15 protein-coding genes and 2 pseudogenes are annotated in these 15657 nt (G+C 60.8%); 10 read left to right on the plus strand and 7 right to left on the minus strand.

The features are described from left to right. Window positions 1–52: 52 nt before the first annotated feature. Window positions 53–952: a TauD/TfdA family dioxygenase gene (locus tag I6F31_RS05750; protein ID WP_225185022.1), complete on the minus strand. Its 900-nt coding sequence runs from the start codon at window positions 950–952 to the stop codon at window positions 53–55. 1557 nt (window positions 953–2509) lie between these two features. Here I6F31_RS05750 and I6F31_RS05755 point away from each other — a divergent pair. Then, window positions 2510–4000 (plus strand): NAD-dependent succinate-semialdehyde dehydrogenase, encoded by a 1491-nt coding sequence (locus tag I6F31_RS05755; RefSeq protein ID WP_225185023.1) that lies wholly within the window; start codon window positions 2510–2512, stop codon window positions 3998–4000. 171 nt (window positions 4001–4171) lie between these two features. On the opposite strand, the gene I6F31_RS05760 is transcribed toward I6F31_RS05755, so the two are convergent. Beyond that, window positions 4172–4495 (minus strand): hypothetical protein, encoded by a 324-nt coding sequence (locus I6F31_RS05760; protein ID WP_225185024.1) that lies wholly within the window; start codon window positions 4493–4495, stop codon window positions 4172–4174. 67 nt (window positions 4496–4562) lie between these two features. After that, entirely contained in the window at window positions 4563–4688 is a 126-nt protein-coding gene (locus I6F31_RS36470) for a hypothetical protein (protein WP_276573190.1), read from the minus strand. 371 nt (window positions 4689–5059) lie between these two features. Here I6F31_RS36470 and I6F31_RS05765 point away from each other — a divergent pair. From I6F31_RS05765 to I6F31_RS36480, 4 genes and pseudogenes are all read left to right on the plus strand, one after another. Further along, window positions 5060–5264 (plus strand): annotated as a pseudogene (locus tag I6F31_RS05765) (aldo/keto reductase); the annotation flags it as partial. Between the two features lie 114 nt (window positions 5265–5378). Continuing rightward, window positions 5379–5873 (plus strand): thiamine pyrophosphate-dependent enzyme, encoded by a 495-nt coding sequence (locus I6F31_RS05770; RefSeq protein ID WP_225185148.1) that lies wholly within the window; start codon window positions 5379–5381, stop codon window positions 5871–5873. A 238-nt stretch (window positions 5874–6111) separates the two neighbouring features. After that, window positions 6112–6504, plus strand: a pseudogene (locus tag I6F31_RS36475) (ABC transporter substrate-binding protein); the annotation flags it as partial. Between the two features lie 100 nt (window positions 6505–6604). Then, window positions 6605–7051, plus strand: a complete 447-nt coding sequence (locus I6F31_RS36480) for a hypothetical protein (protein ID WP_276573191.1) — start codon at window positions 6605–6607, stop codon at window positions 7049–7051. Window positions 7052–7108: 57 nt separating this feature from the next. Here the strand turns inward: I6F31_RS36480 and I6F31_RS05780 are convergent, their stop codons facing one another. Continuing rightward, on the minus strand, window positions 7109–8047 hold the full coding sequence (locus I6F31_RS05780) for a LysR family transcriptional regulator (protein ID WP_225185025.1): 939 nt from the start codon (window positions 8045–8047) through the stop codon (window positions 7109–7111). A gap of 125 nt (window positions 8048–8172) precedes the next feature. On the opposite strand from I6F31_RS05780, the gene I6F31_RS05785 reads away from it, so the two are divergent. From I6F31_RS05785 to I6F31_RS05800, 4 genes are all read left to right on the plus strand, one after another. Then, window positions 8173–9213, plus strand: coding sequence for an LLM class flavin-dependent oxidoreductase (locus I6F31_RS05785; RefSeq protein WP_225185026.1), 1041 nt, complete (start codon window positions 8173–8175; stop codon window positions 9211–9213). Then, window positions 9206–9880, plus strand: a complete 675-nt coding sequence (locus I6F31_RS05790) for an NAD(P)H-dependent oxidoreductase (protein ID WP_225185027.1) — start codon at window positions 9206–9208, stop codon at window positions 9878–9880. Before I6F31_RS05785 ends, I6F31_RS05790 begins: the two co-directional genes overlap by 8 nt. A gap of 1 nt (window position 9881) precedes the next feature. Then, window positions 9882–10658, plus strand: a complete 777-nt coding sequence (locus I6F31_RS05795) for an alpha/beta hydrolase (RefSeq protein WP_225185028.1) — start codon at window positions 9882–9884, stop codon at window positions 10656–10658. Window positions 10659–10750: 92 nt separating this feature from the next. Next, window positions 10751–11749 (plus strand): tripartite tricarboxylate transporter substrate binding protein, encoded by a 999-nt coding sequence (locus I6F31_RS05800; RefSeq protein WP_225185029.1) that lies wholly within the window; start codon window positions 10751–10753, stop codon window positions 11747–11749. 163 nt (window positions 11750–11912) lie between these two features. On the opposite strand, the gene I6F31_RS05805 is transcribed toward I6F31_RS05800, so the two are convergent. The 3 genes from I6F31_RS05805 to I6F31_RS05815 all read right to left on the minus strand — a co-directional run bounded on the left by I6F31_RS05805 (window position 11913) and on the right by I6F31_RS05815 (window position 14669). Further along, entirely contained in the window at window positions 11913–12890 is a 978-nt protein-coding gene (locus I6F31_RS05805) for a peptidyl-alpha-hydroxyglycine alpha-amidating lyase family protein (protein WP_225185030.1), read from the minus strand. A gap of 39 nt (window positions 12891–12929) precedes the next feature. Further along, the gene (locus I6F31_RS05810) at window positions 12930–13601 is read right to left on the minus strand and encodes a 4-carboxy-4-hydroxy-2-oxoadipate aldolase/oxaloacetate decarboxylase (protein WP_225185031.1); all 672 of its coding nucleotides are present in this window, start codon (window positions 13599–13601) and stop codon (window positions 12930–12932) included. A 96-nt stretch (window positions 13602–13697) separates the two neighbouring features. Beyond that, on the minus strand, window positions 13698–14669 hold the full coding sequence (locus tag I6F31_RS05815; RefSeq protein ID WP_249788070.1) for a LysR substrate-binding domain-containing protein: 972 nt from the start codon (window positions 14667–14669) through the stop codon (window positions 13698–13700). A 201-nt stretch (window positions 14670–14870) separates the two neighbouring features. Between I6F31_RS05815 and I6F31_RS05820 the strand changes: the two genes are divergently transcribed. After that, window positions 14871–15629, plus strand: coding sequence for an SDR family oxidoreductase (locus I6F31_RS05820; protein WP_225185033.1), 759 nt, complete (start codon window positions 14871–14873; stop codon window positions 15627–15629). The last annotated feature ends 28 nt before the right edge of the window (window positions 15630–15657 follow it).

Genomic DNA, 15657 nt, shown 5'->3' on the forward strand with positions numbered 1-15657 from the left:
GCTCGATATATATAAGAGGCCGGCTGAGGCAGATCGCAAGCGTCGTCCAGAGTCAGGCCGCCCTCGCTGCGTGAGGCTTCGGCAGCATACTCCGCATCCCGCCCCGATGACCATTCACGCTGACCGGCAGATCACGAGCGAGATTGTCACGATCTGTTGTGCCCCTCTGCATGTCATGGATCGTATAGTAGTGAGCTGCACGAGGATCCCAAATCGCCACATCTCCGGCCTGCCAGCTCCACCTAACCGAATTTTGCGGCGCAGTGATATAGGAGTGGAGCAGATGAAAGAGCTTCTGGCCCGTATCCTTCTGTAATCCGACGAATCGATCTACGACATTACCAATGGCAAGAACGCGTTCACCCGTCAGGGGATGGATTCTCACCACCGGATGGTCGACTTCAAAGCCTGTTTGAGCGAGCTGCTCGTTCGGAAACTTTGTGTTCGCCTCGGCATCGCATGCTTCCAGGCCGTCCGCAGACTCACCGCGATGAATAGCCCACAGCTCGTCAGCCAGCTTACGAAGCGGCAGCGGAAGGTCGAGATAGGCAGTTCGCATGTTCGACCAGGCCGCCTCGTGGCTGCCGGGTGCGATCGTCCCGGACCGTAGAAGGCAGAGTCCTGAATCGACATGATGAATGATATTCGTAGACCGATGGTCATATGAGGCATATTCGACGGTCGCGAGCGGAACGGAAGGTGCGAGCGAGGGCTGCGAGCCTGCGTTGCCGAGCATAGCCACCAAGCGGTACTGTTCGGCCTCGTCAAGATGCGTCTGGTCACGGAAGAAGATGACTTGCTGCTCATGCAGGACTTGTCGAATGGCACAGAGAACGTCCTGCGACATTTTGGAAGAAAGTTTGACATTCACAATCTCGGCACCAAGCCGCAGCGCCCGCCTAATGACGCTTGTCCGCGGAATGAATGCATCAACGATTTTCGTATTTCGCATCGTTCTATCCTCATCCTATGATCCGGTAGAGCAACACTCCGCCATCGCCGGTCGCTTGAGCGATCGTCGATTTGGCGCTTCGTGGTTCAATCGAAAAAGTTTCTTCTTGAGCAAAGGCCGTCGGCAGGGACTCTACTACGGCATGATGACTTCGCTCTGACGTTGAAAATGTAGGAGCGATCTTCGCTCAGTCAATGAAACGAATTCGTCTTTGTTTCTAATGAACCGGAATCTTTCCTTCGCGAACGCAGCAGTCACGGCAATATCTTTTGAGGTAGCGAGAACCGGCCGGTTGTCGGCCTCCTGCCAAAGTCACTACCGTGTTCATTCCTTCTCGGGCTGACAACGTCCCAAAACGAACTCCGCCGCAGAATGACCTAGGCTACGGATACACTGATACAGCTTTATGACGAGGTACGGGCGATCTCATCAAATTGCATATCAAAGGCCACTCTCAGGCCATGTCAGCCGTGCTTCCAGTTGGCAGGTGTCAATTAGACAAGACTCGCTACGCACGAGAACGCCATGATGCGCGACCACACCCCAAAAGGCCGTGATTGAGTGGCTGAGAACTCAGCGACGGCCGATGCCGATGATTTGTGGCGCGCAACCCTGTCAGGTCATTCCGCTATGGGCAGTCGAAGGCACGCAGCAATCCTGCTCCAAAGAAGCGCCCTCCAGTGAAATTCTGCTGCGGGTAAACCCGACAACCTTTAAAATCGGTCGGCCTTGCGGCGTCGGGAAAGCAGGGTTGTGGTCAGAGTACTTCACTGCCGTCACTAGATCCTCACGCCCTCACTCGGGTTGATCAGATAAAGCGAGCAAAGATAAAGATGGAGAGCACAGAGCCGAGCGCGCTTGAAAGGCACAGGTGCCCTCAACTCTGCTACGGCTGATCACATACCGCCCCCTACTCCAAGGGACGTTCCGGCGCTTCTGGATTGCGAGCCTGATCTCAAAAGCGAAGGAAGGCGGGGTGGATGGGCCACCGAAATTCGTCGCCGGCGGACAAGGTGGCGCTGGCTCAAACTGCTCGCGGATTGCCGGTGACGCTCATAGCAATATCAGCGGGCGCGAATCGCAGCTTCGCTGCCAGCCCTTCAATGACTTTGTCCGAAACACGAAGCTGTCCGCGCTGTCGCTACACGCAAATGGTGCTAATTCGGGGCGCGCAGATTGATTTTCCCTGAAGCCGACGCCGCCACGCGATGTCGAACGACTACTCGATGTCCTTAATTGAACAGCGCCCGAGCTCGACGCTTCACCTACGAAATGTTGCGTTGACGCAGTTTCTGCGAGCTTCGGTGTATTCGCGCAAAAAAGCTGCAAGATCTCCCAGCGAACGCCGCCAATACTCGTGAGGAAATGAGTATGCGATGGGTGCTTGCACGAATTTCACGACGTTTCGTGCAAGATTGGAGTTGCCGCGAGTTCATCTACTTGCTGCAGCTCCTAGGCCCTTTGGGGCGTTTCCTCCCTGACTTGGCCGCGCGGTATGTCGCGCGGCCATTTTTCTAGAGCTCCGATTGAATCCACGATTGCCTCAGGACCAACGCCATGACCCCGACGGCTGCCACACGTACCCAACACACCTCCGCCTTGCACAACCGCCTTAAGGATCCGTCGCTGCTGCGGGACGCCTGCTATATCGATGGCACCTGGGTCGGATCGCCTTCACGCGCGGTCACCAACCCCGTCGACGGCGTGGAACTTGCCAAGATCCCGGTGATGAGCGCCGCCGAGACGACGCAAGCGGTCGAAGCCGCCGCACGCGCTTTCCCCGGCTGGGCCAAGTTGACGGCCAAGCAGCGCGCCAACATTTTGCGCAAATGGTTCGAACTGATCGCCGCGAACCGCGAGGACATAGCGCTGATCCTGACCTCCGAACAGGGCAAACCGCTCACCGAGGCGCTCGGTGAAGTCGATATTGGCGGCGCCTATGTTGAGTTCTTCGCCGAGGAAGCGCGCCGCGTCTATGGCGAGACGATTCCAACGCAGCGTGCCGATGCGCGGCTGCTCGCGATCAAGCAGCCGATCGGCGTTTGCGGCGCCATTACGCCGTGGAATTTCCCTTGCTCGATGATCACCCGGAAGGTGTCACCGGCACTCGCCGCTGGCTGCACCGTGGTGCTCAAGCCCGCCAACGAAACCCCTCTCACCGCGCTGGCGCTGGTTGCTCTCGCCGAAAGAGCCGGCGTCCCGAGAGGCGTTTTCAACATTCTCACCGGCAATTCGTCGGCGATCGGCAAGGTTCTATGCGAGCATCCTGCGGTGCGCTTTATCGGCTTCACCGGCTCGACCGAAGTCGGCAAGATCCTCTATCAGCAGGCTTCCGCGGGCGTGAAGAAGCTAGGCCTCGAGCTCGGCGGCAACGCGCCGTTCATCGTGTTCGACGATGCCGATGTTGACGCCGCGGTAGAGGGCGCCATGGTCTCGAAATACCGGAACATGGGCCAGACCTGCGTCTGCGCCAACCGCATCTACGCCCAGGACAAGATCTACGACGAATTCGTCGATAAGCTGTCAAGGAAGGTCGCCGCGATGAAAATCGGCAACGGAACGGAAGACGGCGTCACACAGGGACCACTGATCAACATGGAAGCCGTTGACAAGGTCGAGAAGCATATCGCCGACGCGGTGAAAGGTGGCGCGAAGGTGGTAATCGGCGGCAAGCGTCACGCGCTTGGCGGGAGCTTCTTCCAGCCAACCGTGCTCGCCAATGTCAGGCCTGACGCTCTCGTTGCACGCGAGGAGACCTTCGGCCCGCTCGCGCCCGTATTCCGCTTCAAGGACGAAGCCGACGTGATCGAGATGTGCAACGCCTCGCCGTTTGGTCTGGCTTCCTACTTCTACTCACGTGATATCGGGCGCGTCTGGCGTGTCGCAGAGGCACTGGAATCTGGCATGGTCGGTATCAACACCGGTCTGATCACGACCGAGGTGGCGCCGTTCGGAGGTGTGAAGGAAAGCGGCCTCGGGCGTGAAGGTTCCCACCATGGCATGGAAGAGTACGTTGAGATCAAGTACGTTATGATGTCGGGGCTCTGAACCTCCTGGTGCTATGCTGACAGATTAAGAACGAGTCGACTAACGCATTAAAAATTCACGCTCCTGCGCTGAAAGAACGAGTCAGCTTTGATTGTAGGAACGAGTTATTTTGTCGTGTCGGACTTTAAGTCCGAGTCGTTTTCTGTAAGCAACTGGTTTTTCTGAAGTTCACTAACGCGCTGGAGAAAGCTGCTCCAGCGCGGCTAAGCTGCCGGAGGCTGCTACCGCCGCAAGCGACGGGGATGGCAACATCCTGCCGGCGATGTTCTGGCGCTTCACGCAGGCGATGCCCGAGAAGGTCTCGGCGCGCTGCACATTCTTCGCATGGTCAAGCAGCATCGGCGCGCAGCCCGACGCGTCCACGAATAGGTATCGAGCCTGGGATTGCCGCCATCGTCCGGATTCCAGTGCTAGACCTGGAATCAGTGTCTTTCCGGCCGGCTTCGGCCACACGGTTTTTTTCGGTACGCGAATGTTTCGGAAGCCTGAAATCAACCATGGTTACCTCCGGCACGCTCAAGAACAATCGTGGGAACGAAGAGGCTCGACTCACTTGTGAAATTCAGCCCGCCTCGAAGCAGCGCAATTGCAGGAGATCGTCGAGTACCCCGAACAGGACAACGCGAAATGTTGGAACCATGGCGAGCACCAGCAGCAGCAGCAGCAGGAAGACCGCGTAAATCACCATCGCTGTGGCTTGCTAGCGAGACTGTAAGCGGCTTTCAGCATGCATTCTCTCCTGGCTCGCGCGCACCATGTTGGCGCCCATGGTCAGCGTCGCCGCTCCCCACACCAGGAACCCGATAACCCAAAGACGCGCTGGCCTTCGGACACCGTTTCGTTGACCTGATGCAGCGCAGGATCTCGTGATCGCCACGCCCTCGAGAAGATTGAAGATGGCCCCGAGCAACATCGCGCCGAGACTTTGCATGCGGGACCCCGCAATTCGCCGTTCCGCACCCGCTGCCATAGCAGATAAAGCCCTGCGAGCACGAGAACGTAGGCGGCGTTGAACAATGGAAGACAGGCGCTTGGGTGGTACCGGCTCTCAGTCTGGGGATGGGCACCTTTGGGGGGGTTGGTCGGCTCCCTGCCTGGGGCAGCACCGACGCAAACGAAGCCGGCGCCTCTCAGATATCTGCCTCGACGCCGGCGTATCGATGTCTGACAGCGCAGACGGCTATTCTCTCTGCGAGTCCGAGCGCATCGTGGGCAAGCCATTAAAGGGAGCCGTGACAAGTTGTTGATCTCTACCAAGGCAACGTTCCGCTTTGGCGATGCCCGCTGCGTCCGGAAACGCCGCGCTCTCCCCGCTGACGGTGCTCGACGAGCTCTCCCGCTACCCAGGGAGATCACCCTTGTGGCGGACACCGGCTACATGGCAGCCTGGACGGGCGTTCTGTTTCCGGCGCTGCGATACGATGCGTTCTTCCGCGCAGTTGGATCGCTCGGCTGGGCCCTTCCCGCTTCCCTCGGCGTCCAAATCGCGCGACAGGAGAAGGTGGTGTGCGTCACCGGCGATCGCGGCGCGGGCTATCATCTGGCCGATATCGAGACCGCGGTCCGGTACAAGCTGCCTGTGGTGATCATCGCCATGAACAACAGCGCGCTCGCCTTCGAGTACCACGAGCAGAAGTACCGCTGGAACGGCAATGTCGTCGCGGGAGTGAACGATTTCGGCCGGGTCGACTTCGCTGCGGCTGGCATCGCCCTCGGCGCAAGAGGCGGGCGCGTCACGGGCCGCGACAAGTTTGCGGCAGCCCTGGCGATCGCCATGAAGGCATCGGATCCGTTCGTGATCGATGTCGTCATCGACAAGGAGGCCTTTCCGCCCGTCACCAATTTCGACGCCGTGATGGAACGGAAGCTCTAGATTTGCGGATGGAGCGCCGGAAAGAGCCGGCGCGCCGTCAGCCGATCCAACCAACAATAATCATAAGCAATCATAACGAACCGGGGTGGAAACCATGAAGACTCGTCGAGCTATCGTTGGAGCTGCAGCGGTTGGACTGTTGCCGTTGGCCGCTCCCACCGTCGTCCGCGCGCAGAAAGCCACGGTCCGCTGGCGTCTGGCGTCCAGCTATCCCAAGAACCTCGACACCATCCACGGCATGGCCATTCGCCTCGCCAAGCACGTCGCGGAGATGACGGATGGCGGCTTCCAAATCCAGGTGTTCGGCCCCGGCGAAATCGTGCCGGGCCTGCAGGTGCTCGATGCCATTCAGAGCGAGACGGCCGAGTTTGGGCATACCGCCTCGATCTACTACAGCGGCAAGAACAAGGCGTTCGCGATCGACACCGGGCTGCCCTTCGGCATGACTCCGCGTCAGCATCTGTCCTGGATGTATCGCGGCGGCGGGCTCGAGCTGTTCAGGGAGTTCTTCAAGTCCTATGGGATCGTGAACTTTCCCGGCGGCAGCACCGGCGTGCAGATGGGCGGCTGGTTTCGCCGCGAGGTCAACACACTCAATGACCTGAAGGGCCTAAAGATGCGCATCCCCGGCATCTCCGGCGACGTCGTCGCGCGGCTCGGGGTCGTTCCGCAAAACATCGCCGGCGGCGAACCTATCCTGCATTGGAGAGAGGCACGATCGACGCCGTCGAATGGTCGGCCCCTACGACGACGAGAAGCTCGGTTTCAACAAGGTCGCCAAATACTACTATTACCCGGGCTGGTGGGACTGCACGGGACAGCTGGCGTTCTATGTCGGCGCGAAGGCGTGGTCATCGCTGCCGTCACACTACCAGCGCGCGTTTGAAGTGGCGGCCGCGGAGGCGTCGTGGGACATGCTGTCGCACTACGATGCCAGCAACATGGCGCCGCTGCGCCGCTTGATCGCAAATGGCGTCGAGCTCAGGCCGTTCTCCCGCGAGATCATGGAGGGCGGCTACCGCGCGGCTTTCGCGCTGTACGCCGAAGAAGCGGAGAAGAATCCCGACTTCCGCAAGATCTACGGCGAATGGCTCAAATTTCGCGAGGACATCGTGACTTGGTTCAGGGTGGCAGAAGCGAGCTTCGAATCCAATCTCTACAGCCTGTACAAGAGCTGAGCGCGGTCAGGCCCGGCACGACGTTGCCAGCGAAAGTGGCAGGTTCGAGCCGCTCCATTAGCCAACCTTCATTTGTGCTGCCGGAGTTCGCTCAACCTCGGAAGCAACGTCGGTTATTATCTCGCGTAACCACGCCAGCGCTGGATCCATGTGAAACGACGCTGGCCATTGAAGAGCCTCCCGAAATGCCGGGAAGCGGACAGGCGCGCGTAGCAATTTTAGTGGAAAATTTCTCGCAAAGATCGCAGCGAGGCGATGATGCATGGTTGCGATCCGGTCTGTCCCGATCACCATGGCAGCCATCGCCGTAAAGTTCGGGGCAATGACCTCGACGCGCCGTCGATAACCTAGCTGGACGAGCGCACGCTCATCGAAGGATACCCCGCCCATAAGCCCGAGTTGAGCCGTTATATGTCCGGCTTGCAGATAACGCCGGAGCGAGATCGAACGGCCGATCTGGCGGCTTCCGCGCCAGGCGACGCAGCAGAATTCGTCTGCAAACAGATGCTGGCTGGGATGGCCGTCAATGAGATTCGACGTCGGCACCACGGCAAAATCGACCTCCCCTCGCTGAAGCTGGTCATCGACCCGGTCGCTAAAGGGAAGAATTTCAAGGCAAACGCGCGGTGCAGCCTGATAGACGCGCTTCATCACGGCATGCATCAATACGATGCTCGCATAATCGGAAACGACCAGACGAAAACGACGTTCCGAGCTCACCGGGTCGAATTTCGGGGGCGAGATCAGGTTGGCCCGGATACGCAGCAATATGTCCCGCGTCGGCTTTTCCAGCGATTGCGCCAACGGCGTTGGCACGAGCTTTCGCTGTGAAATCGTGAAAATCTCGTCGCCGAAGTACTGACGCAATCTTCCAATGGCTGCGCTCATCGCCGGCTGGCTCAGATGAAGCCGGCGACTGGCCCCCATGACGCTGCGCTCTTCGAGGATCGCGTCGAGAGCGACCAGGAGATTGAGGTCCAGCCCCTCGAACCGCATCTATCGCATCCATCCTGTGAATATCACGGATCAATATAATCGATTTTTCAGATTTCGGGAACCATGCAACTAAATTCAGCGCGCTGAAAACGCCGCCAAACACAATCGCGCTCCGGAGGAACACCGTGATCAAGCCATGGATCTTCGAATTCATGCAGGCCCCCAATCCGAGCGATGGGACCGTCCTGCCGGGCGCCGTGACGGCCGTGTTCAACGACAATTTCGCCTTCTGGTTGGAAGCCGAACGGCTCGGCTTTGAAGGAATCTTCTTCAGCGAGCATCACTTCGCCCACTCGTTGAGCCCTTCCCCCAATCTCCTGATCGCCGCCATCTCCCGCCACACCAAAAGGCTGCGCCTGGGGACGATGGGAAACGTGGTGCCGCTCTATGAGCCGTGGCGCGTCATCGAAGAGCTGACGATGCTCGACCATCTGACGAACGGGCGCTTGGAGATCGGCTTTGCAGCCGGAGTTCCGCAGGAACTGGCGCAGATCGGTCTCGGCATGGCGGAGGCCCGCGAGCGATTCAACGAGGCTCTCGAGATACTCGATGCGGCCCTAGCGAACCCCATTATCAACCACCGTGGAAAGTATTGGACCTTCGAGAACCTCAACCTGATGCCGGGCATCTTCCTGCAGCCTGCGCCGCCGAAATGGACCACCGTCGTCAGCACTGCATCCGCGCAGAAGTCCGCTCAACGGCAATCTAAGATTTGCACCGGCTTCGAGTCGGTCGCCCGCATATCCGAGATATTCGATGCATACCGAAGGGAGTGCGCCGCACTCGCACAGCCCGCAGGCCCCAACCAGTTCGGAATCCGCCGCAACATCTCCGTTTCGCGCGACGCCGCCGCGGCACGCGAAGAGGCGCGGACCGCAAAGGCGGCGACCTTGAAGATCGTCGCCGGCGATCCACGTGTCGCCGACCGCGCATCGTCAACCCTCGATGCGCCGAAGGCCGGAGCCGGATTTTCGCTGCATGACGACGATTACGTCGCGGGCACGCCGTCCCAGGTCGCCGAGCAGATCATCGATCAATGCCGCACATGTGGTGCGGGGCATTTTCTCGCGATGCTGAGCCGGGGCAGTGCGGCGCGACGCCTCGAATCGCTCGTTCTCTTTGGCGAGGAGGTTCTTCCCCAGATGCGGCGCGCGCAGATTGGCTGAGCGCCCGCCCCTGGCGGCACAACGGCTGGAGCAGAGGATGATTCAGGACAGGCCTCTCGTTCTCGGGATTGGTGGAACGCCGCGATCCGGGTCGTCATCCGAGCGCGCGCTCACCATCAGCCTCAAGGCGGCCGAGCGAAGAGGCGCAAGGACAATCCTGCTCTCCGGCACAGAATTGCTGCTGCCGATGTACATGCCCGGGCAGCCGCCATCTGAACAGGCTTCCCGCCTCCTGGCCGCGCTTCGTCAATGCCACGGCCTGATCGTCGCCTCGCCCGCCTACCACGGATCGATATCCGGATTGATCAAGAACGCGCTCGACTACGCCGAGGAGCTAAGGACCGACGCGCGCGCCTATCTCGACGGAATTCCGGTCGGCTGCATCGCATGCGCTGGCGGCTGGCAGGCGGTTGGGCAGACGCTGGCGGCGCTCCGAACGATCACGCATGCGCTCCGGGGCTGGACTACCCCGTTTGGAGCGATGCTCAACACCTCCGCGGTGTTGTTCGACGCCGACGGAAACTGCACCGATCCGGCAACCGCGCGCCAGCTCGAGACGGTCGGCCACCAGGTGGTGGATTTTGTGCGCATGCAACGCCTCGCAAGACAGCTAGCGCCTCCCATTGGGATGGACGCGCGGCGGGCCTGGAAGGAGCAGGGAGTTTGAGGTGACATTCGAAACCCTAAGACTCGACATCGACGGTGTCGATACGGTGATAAAGGCTATCGGACAGGGACCCGCCGTCCTGGCCCTTCATGGCGCAGCAACCATCGAGGGGCATGAATGGGCGCGCGGTCTCGCCAACAGGTTTCGCGTGTATCTGCCGTTTCACCCTGGCTTCGGCGAAAGCGGGCCCGCCCCGCACGTTTGCGGAATGCAGGATCTGACCGTCCATAACTTGCGGCTCGTCGCGGCGCTGGGGCTTGATCGGCCGCACCTTGTCGGACATTCCATGGGTGGTTGGATGGCCGCGGAAATGGCTGTCGTCGCGGGCGAGCGTTTTGCTCGTCTGGTGCTCAATGCGCCCGCAGGATTGAACCATCCCGATCATCGCGGCGCCGACCCCCGCAGCGTCATTCCGCAGGATTTGCCGCAATACTTCGCTCATCGCGCCGAGATCGCGGCCCAATACTTTCCCGGAGGCGCGCTTGCACCTCCACTCGAACGGTTCGTCGCGGCAAGGGAAAGAGAAGGCAGGGCGCTCGGCCACATCATGAAAGCGCATGGCATGGGACACCCAAATCTCCGTCGCTGGCTGAGCCGCATCCCCAATGAAACCCTCCTGCTCTGGGGCGATAAGGACAGGATCGCGCTGGCCAGCCAGGCCGAGCTATGGGCAAAAGAGATTCCAAACGCACGCATCCATATCGTGCCTGATGTCGGGCACTTTGCCATGCAGGAAGATCCAAACTGCGTCACAGCGATCGGCGATTTCCTCGGTTGAATTGCGCGAGCTGCCTCTTTGCAGCGAGCGAGATCCTCAAGGTGGATCAAAGATCTACCATGTACCAACAATCAAAGTTCAGGGAGACGCATATGAGGGCCATCGTGACCGCGCTTGCTCTGGTTGCGAGTATGTTATCGCCATCGCTGGCGCAGACTTCGCCCACTCCTTCGTCGACTTCTACGTCGGCTCCCTGGCCGACCCATCCCATTCGCCTCATCGTCAACTTCCCGGCGGGCGGGGCTGCCGATCTGCTTGCCCGTCTGATCGGACAGTCGCTCAGTGAGACCTTCGGGCAACCCGTGGTCGTCGAAAACAAGGGCGGCGCCAACGGAAATCTCGGTGGCGAAATGGCAGCCCGCGCGACACCGGATGGCTACACCTTGTTGATGTCGTCAGGCGGCATGGTTGCGATCAATCCGCATTTGTATGCCAACCTGCCCTTCGATCCGACGAAAGACATCGTTCCCGTCGCTTCCGTTGCGCGTGTCCCCTTCTATCTCGTCGTTCGCACGCAGAATTCGGCGCAGGATTTCAAGGCGTTCGTCGCCGATCTCAAGGCCAACCCGGGCAAGCGCAATTTCGGATCGCCGGGTATCGGCAGCTCTCCACATCTCGCCGCCGAGCTGCTCAAGAAGATGACCGGCACGGACGCCGTGCATGTGCCCTATCGTGGCGCAGCTCCGGCGCTGAATGACCTGCTGGCGGGACAGATCGACTTCCTGTTCGACCCCGGCATCGCCATCGAGCACGTGAAGTCCGGCGTACTGCGGGCTCTTGCGATCGGAAGCCCGCAGCGCTCGCCTCAGCTCCCCGACGTGCCGACACTGGATGAGCTTGGCCTCACCGGTTTTGACGCGGACGCTATCTTTGGCGTCTATACACCTGCCGGAACCCCGCAGGAGGTCATCCTGCGCCTCAACACCGAGGTCAACCGGGCGCTCGCGACGGCCACGTTGAAGGAACGTATCACTGCCGTTGGCAATGTACCTGTGGCGATGTCACCTGATGCGTTCGGTGCGAGAGCCCGCGAAGATTCCAAGCGGTTTGGCGAGATCATCCGAGAGCGCGGGATCACGGGTGGCAACTAGTGCTGGAAGTCATATCGCGATGTACAAGTCCTTATTAGCAAGAAACCGTAGTTTGGCGGACAAATCGGCGCGATTGTCACTATTCGGAGCCCTGTTCTAGCGAAGAGTAGCCACGCTCGGAGCTTGGGATCCTGATGGTCTAACCATAGCGCCTCTAGCCAGGTTAACCCCTCACGCGCTCCAACTTCTGCAAGCACCGCGTGGCGAGAACCACGGCCGGCATGTCCTCGTCGGGAAAATTCGTCTTCCAGTCGGTGACGCCGACCTCGCCAACATACATGTCGCCTCTGGAGTCCAGCGCGATACCATGCGGCGCGAGGAATTTGCCGCTCGCAAGACCCGGGCCATCCTCGCCACCGAGCCGCGCGATGCGCTTGCCCCTGGCATCCACGATCGACAGCCGCGGGCCGAGATTGGGCACCTTGCGGTTGACCGGCATGGCGGGACCGAGCTCGCCAATGACGAAGGTGGGATTCTTAGCCCCACCGCAAGAGCACAGTGCGCAGGGCCGGTGCAGATTGTTCCACTGGGTCTCGTATTTGCCGTTGCCGTCGAACACCTGCACGCGATGGTTCTCGCGATCGGCGACATAGACCCAGCCATCGGCATCGGTGACGATATTGTGCACGATGTTGAACTGGCCAGGATCAGTGCCCGGCGCGCCCCAGCTCCTGATCAGCTTGCCGTCAGGCGTGAATTTGTGGATACGGGCGTTGCCGTAGCCGTCGGAGACGTAGATCTCGCCATTCGGCGACAAAGCCGTGTGGGTGCAGCGATGGGAGGGATCGCCGCTCATGAATGGTGCGGGCTTTTGGGGGGCGCCGATCGTCAGCAGCACCTTGCCGTCCGTCGTGCATTTTCGCACGGTGTGGTCGCCGTCGTCGGTGCAGTATAGATTGTCGGCGGTGTCGATATGCAGGCCGTGAGCGCGGGAGAACAGTCCCTCGCCCCAGCTGCGCAAGAAATTGCCATCGCGATCGAACACCACCATCGGATGGGTGCCACGGTTGAAGACGTAGACGCGGTCCTTGCTGTCGACGGCGACGGAGGCGACGTCGGTGAGCTGCCAGCCCTCCGGCAGCTTCGCCCAATTGTCGACGACGCGGTAGCGGTGCTCGCCCGAGCCGAGAACGGCAGACACCTGATCTCTCATCATTGCAAGAGTGCGATGCCGGACAGCCTAGCCGAACGTGCAGCCCTTGGATTCCAGCACCTTGCCGATGCCGGAGAGCTCGAGGATGTCACCGCCGGCCTTGAGCGCCTTCATCACGCCGGCTTCCTTGTCCTCGCGCGCCGCCGACTTGGCGCAGACGTCGGCGACGTTCTCCTTCGGCACGATCACGACGCCGTCGTCATCGGCGCTGACGATGTCACCTGGGCGGACCGCGATGCCGCCGATGACGATCGGCTGATTGATGGTGCCGAGGGTCTCCTTGACGGTGCCTTTCATGCAGAGGCCGTAGGAGAAGACGTTGAAGCCGGCGTCACGCACCGCAAGGCCGTCGCGAACGCCGGCATCCGTGACCAGGCCGACGATGCCCTTGGCGACACAGGCCGTCGCCAGCACTTCGCCGAAACCGCCCTGCTCGGGATGATCGCCCGCGCTCACCACGAGCACGTCGCCGGGCTTTGCCAGCGAAATCGCCGTGATCAGCATCATGTTGTCGGCCGGATGGCAGCTCACCGTCAGCGCCGGTCCGCAGGCGCGCATGCCGGAATAGATCGGCTTGATGCGGGAGGTCAGCGCGCCCGAGCGCCCTTGCGCCTCATGCAGGGTGGACGGAGGAAACTTCTTGATGCGCTCGACAAGCTCGGCGGTGGGCCGATCGAATGTCCTGATCACATGCACCATGAAAACCTCCTTGCGGTCGCGATCTCCGTTACACCTCCATAACCAACCGCCCGGGGGCGGCAAATTCAGATTTTAGGATTGCCGCATCGTGTTTCGTTATGGCTCGTCCTTCGGCCCGTCCGGAAACGACGTTGGGCCACCCGCGGCGATGGCAGCCGAGCCGAGCTGGGCGTCGAACGGCCCCCAGGTCTTGACGATGATCTCGAGCAGGATCTTGTAGACGGCGAATGCGGCGTCGGACAACGCAGCGTTATCGGAAATGCATAACGACATCTGCTGCGAGGCCGACGGCGCGTTAATGCGCCGAATGCAGAGTTCGTCGAGGTTCGGCAACTCCTTTGCGATCGACATGGGCAGCACCGCCGCCCCCACGCCGGCGGCAATCGCCGAAGACAGGGTCGATTGGGAGTGGATCTCGGCGACGATGCGCGGGCGGAGTCCGACCTCGGCGCAGACCCGCTCCACCGTCTGTCGCAGAAAGGATTCCCGATATGGAAGCAGCAGGTCGAATTCTGCGACCTCCGCCGCCGAAACGTCCTCCGAAGGCATCTGCTCCGGATACATGCTGCGAGGCGCGACAAGGTAAAAGTACTCGCGCATCAGCGGCTTGTAATCGAGACCGGTCACCGGTCGCTCGCCGTAGAGGACAGCCATATCCATGCTCCCCTTCAGCATCATCTCGCTGAGCATGACCCCGGAGCTGTCGTAAATGTGCGGCACGATGCCGGGATAGCGTTCGCGCACCTGCATCAGCAGCGGGGTCGCCAGCAATGCCGCCGAACTGAGCGGGGCCAGTCCGATCGTGACGTTGCCGGTCAGCTCCGGCTTGTTGTCCAGAATTGTGCGCCTCGCCTCTTCGAGCTGCCGCTGGATCGACTTGGCATAACGGTAGAGAATTCTTCCGGCCTCGGTGGGCTTGACCCCGCGGGCGCTGCGGTCGAGCAGCTTGCACTTGAAGTCCGCCTCCAGGCTCGCAATGTGCTGGCTCAGGGCCGGCTGTGCGACATTCAGCACCTTCGCCGCGCTCGTCATGCTGCCGAGATCCACGACCTTGATGAAGGCCTCCAAACGTTTCGTATCCAATACGGCGTCTCCGCATATCCAGTCAGGGAGCAGTGCAGCAGCAATAGGCTGAAGCTATGGGATCAGAAGGAATTGTTCTTACCACTGGGAACCTGAGGGGCCTATAGCTAGTGCTGAACTCGTCCGCCGCTCGCGTTGCAGCCGACGCCATCAGCGGGTTGGACGGTAGCAGAGGAGCCCTCGCGGATGGGATTTTCGGACTATCGTACGGCCCTGGTGACGGGCGCATCCTCCGGAATAGGGGCTGCGACGGTTCGCCGCCTGAGTGCGGAAGGGCTCGAAGTCTACGCCGTGGCCCGCGACGCCACTCGCCTGAGCGCCCTGTCGGCAGAGACCGGTTGCCGACCCTGCGCCGTCGACATCAGCGACCTCGATACGCTTGCGGCCTTGGCGAAGTCGGTCGAGTTCGACGTCCTGGTCAACAACGCCGGTCAGTCCCGGCGCGGCAATATCCTGGACACCACGCCCGAGGATGTCGACGCCCTGATCGACGTCAATCTGCGCGCGGTCCTGCATCTGACGCGGCTGGTCGTGCCGGGCATGGCGCACCGCGACCGCGGCCATGTCGTCAACATCTCCTCGATCGCCGGCCACTACGCATTCGGCGGCGGCAACACCGTGTATCACGCCACCAAGGCCGGCATTCACTCGCTGTCGCAGCAACTCCGTGTCGATCTCTACGGGACCAGGGTTCGTGTCACGGAGATATCGCCGGCGCGGGTCGAGACCGAGGTTTTCGGCCGGCTGCTCGGTGACCTCGCCGAAGCCAAGCGCCGCTTCTTCGACGACTATGATTCACTTCAGCCCGAGGACATCGCCAATTCGATCGCGTTCGCGGTTGGGTCTCCGGCACGCATGAATGTTGCCTTCATGGAAGTCCTGCCGACTCAGCAGGTCGTCGGCGGCCTCAATTTTGCACAGAAGAGCCGGCCGCCTGCGGAGTGACGCATGAACGCCCCTAACTCGACAGGCT

Source organism: Bradyrhizobium sp. NBAIM01, from assembly GCF_020194115.1.
GTDB classification, from domain to species: domain Bacteria; phylum Pseudomonadota; class Alphaproteobacteria; order Rhizobiales; family Xanthobacteraceae; genus Bradyrhizobium; species Bradyrhizobium yuanmingense.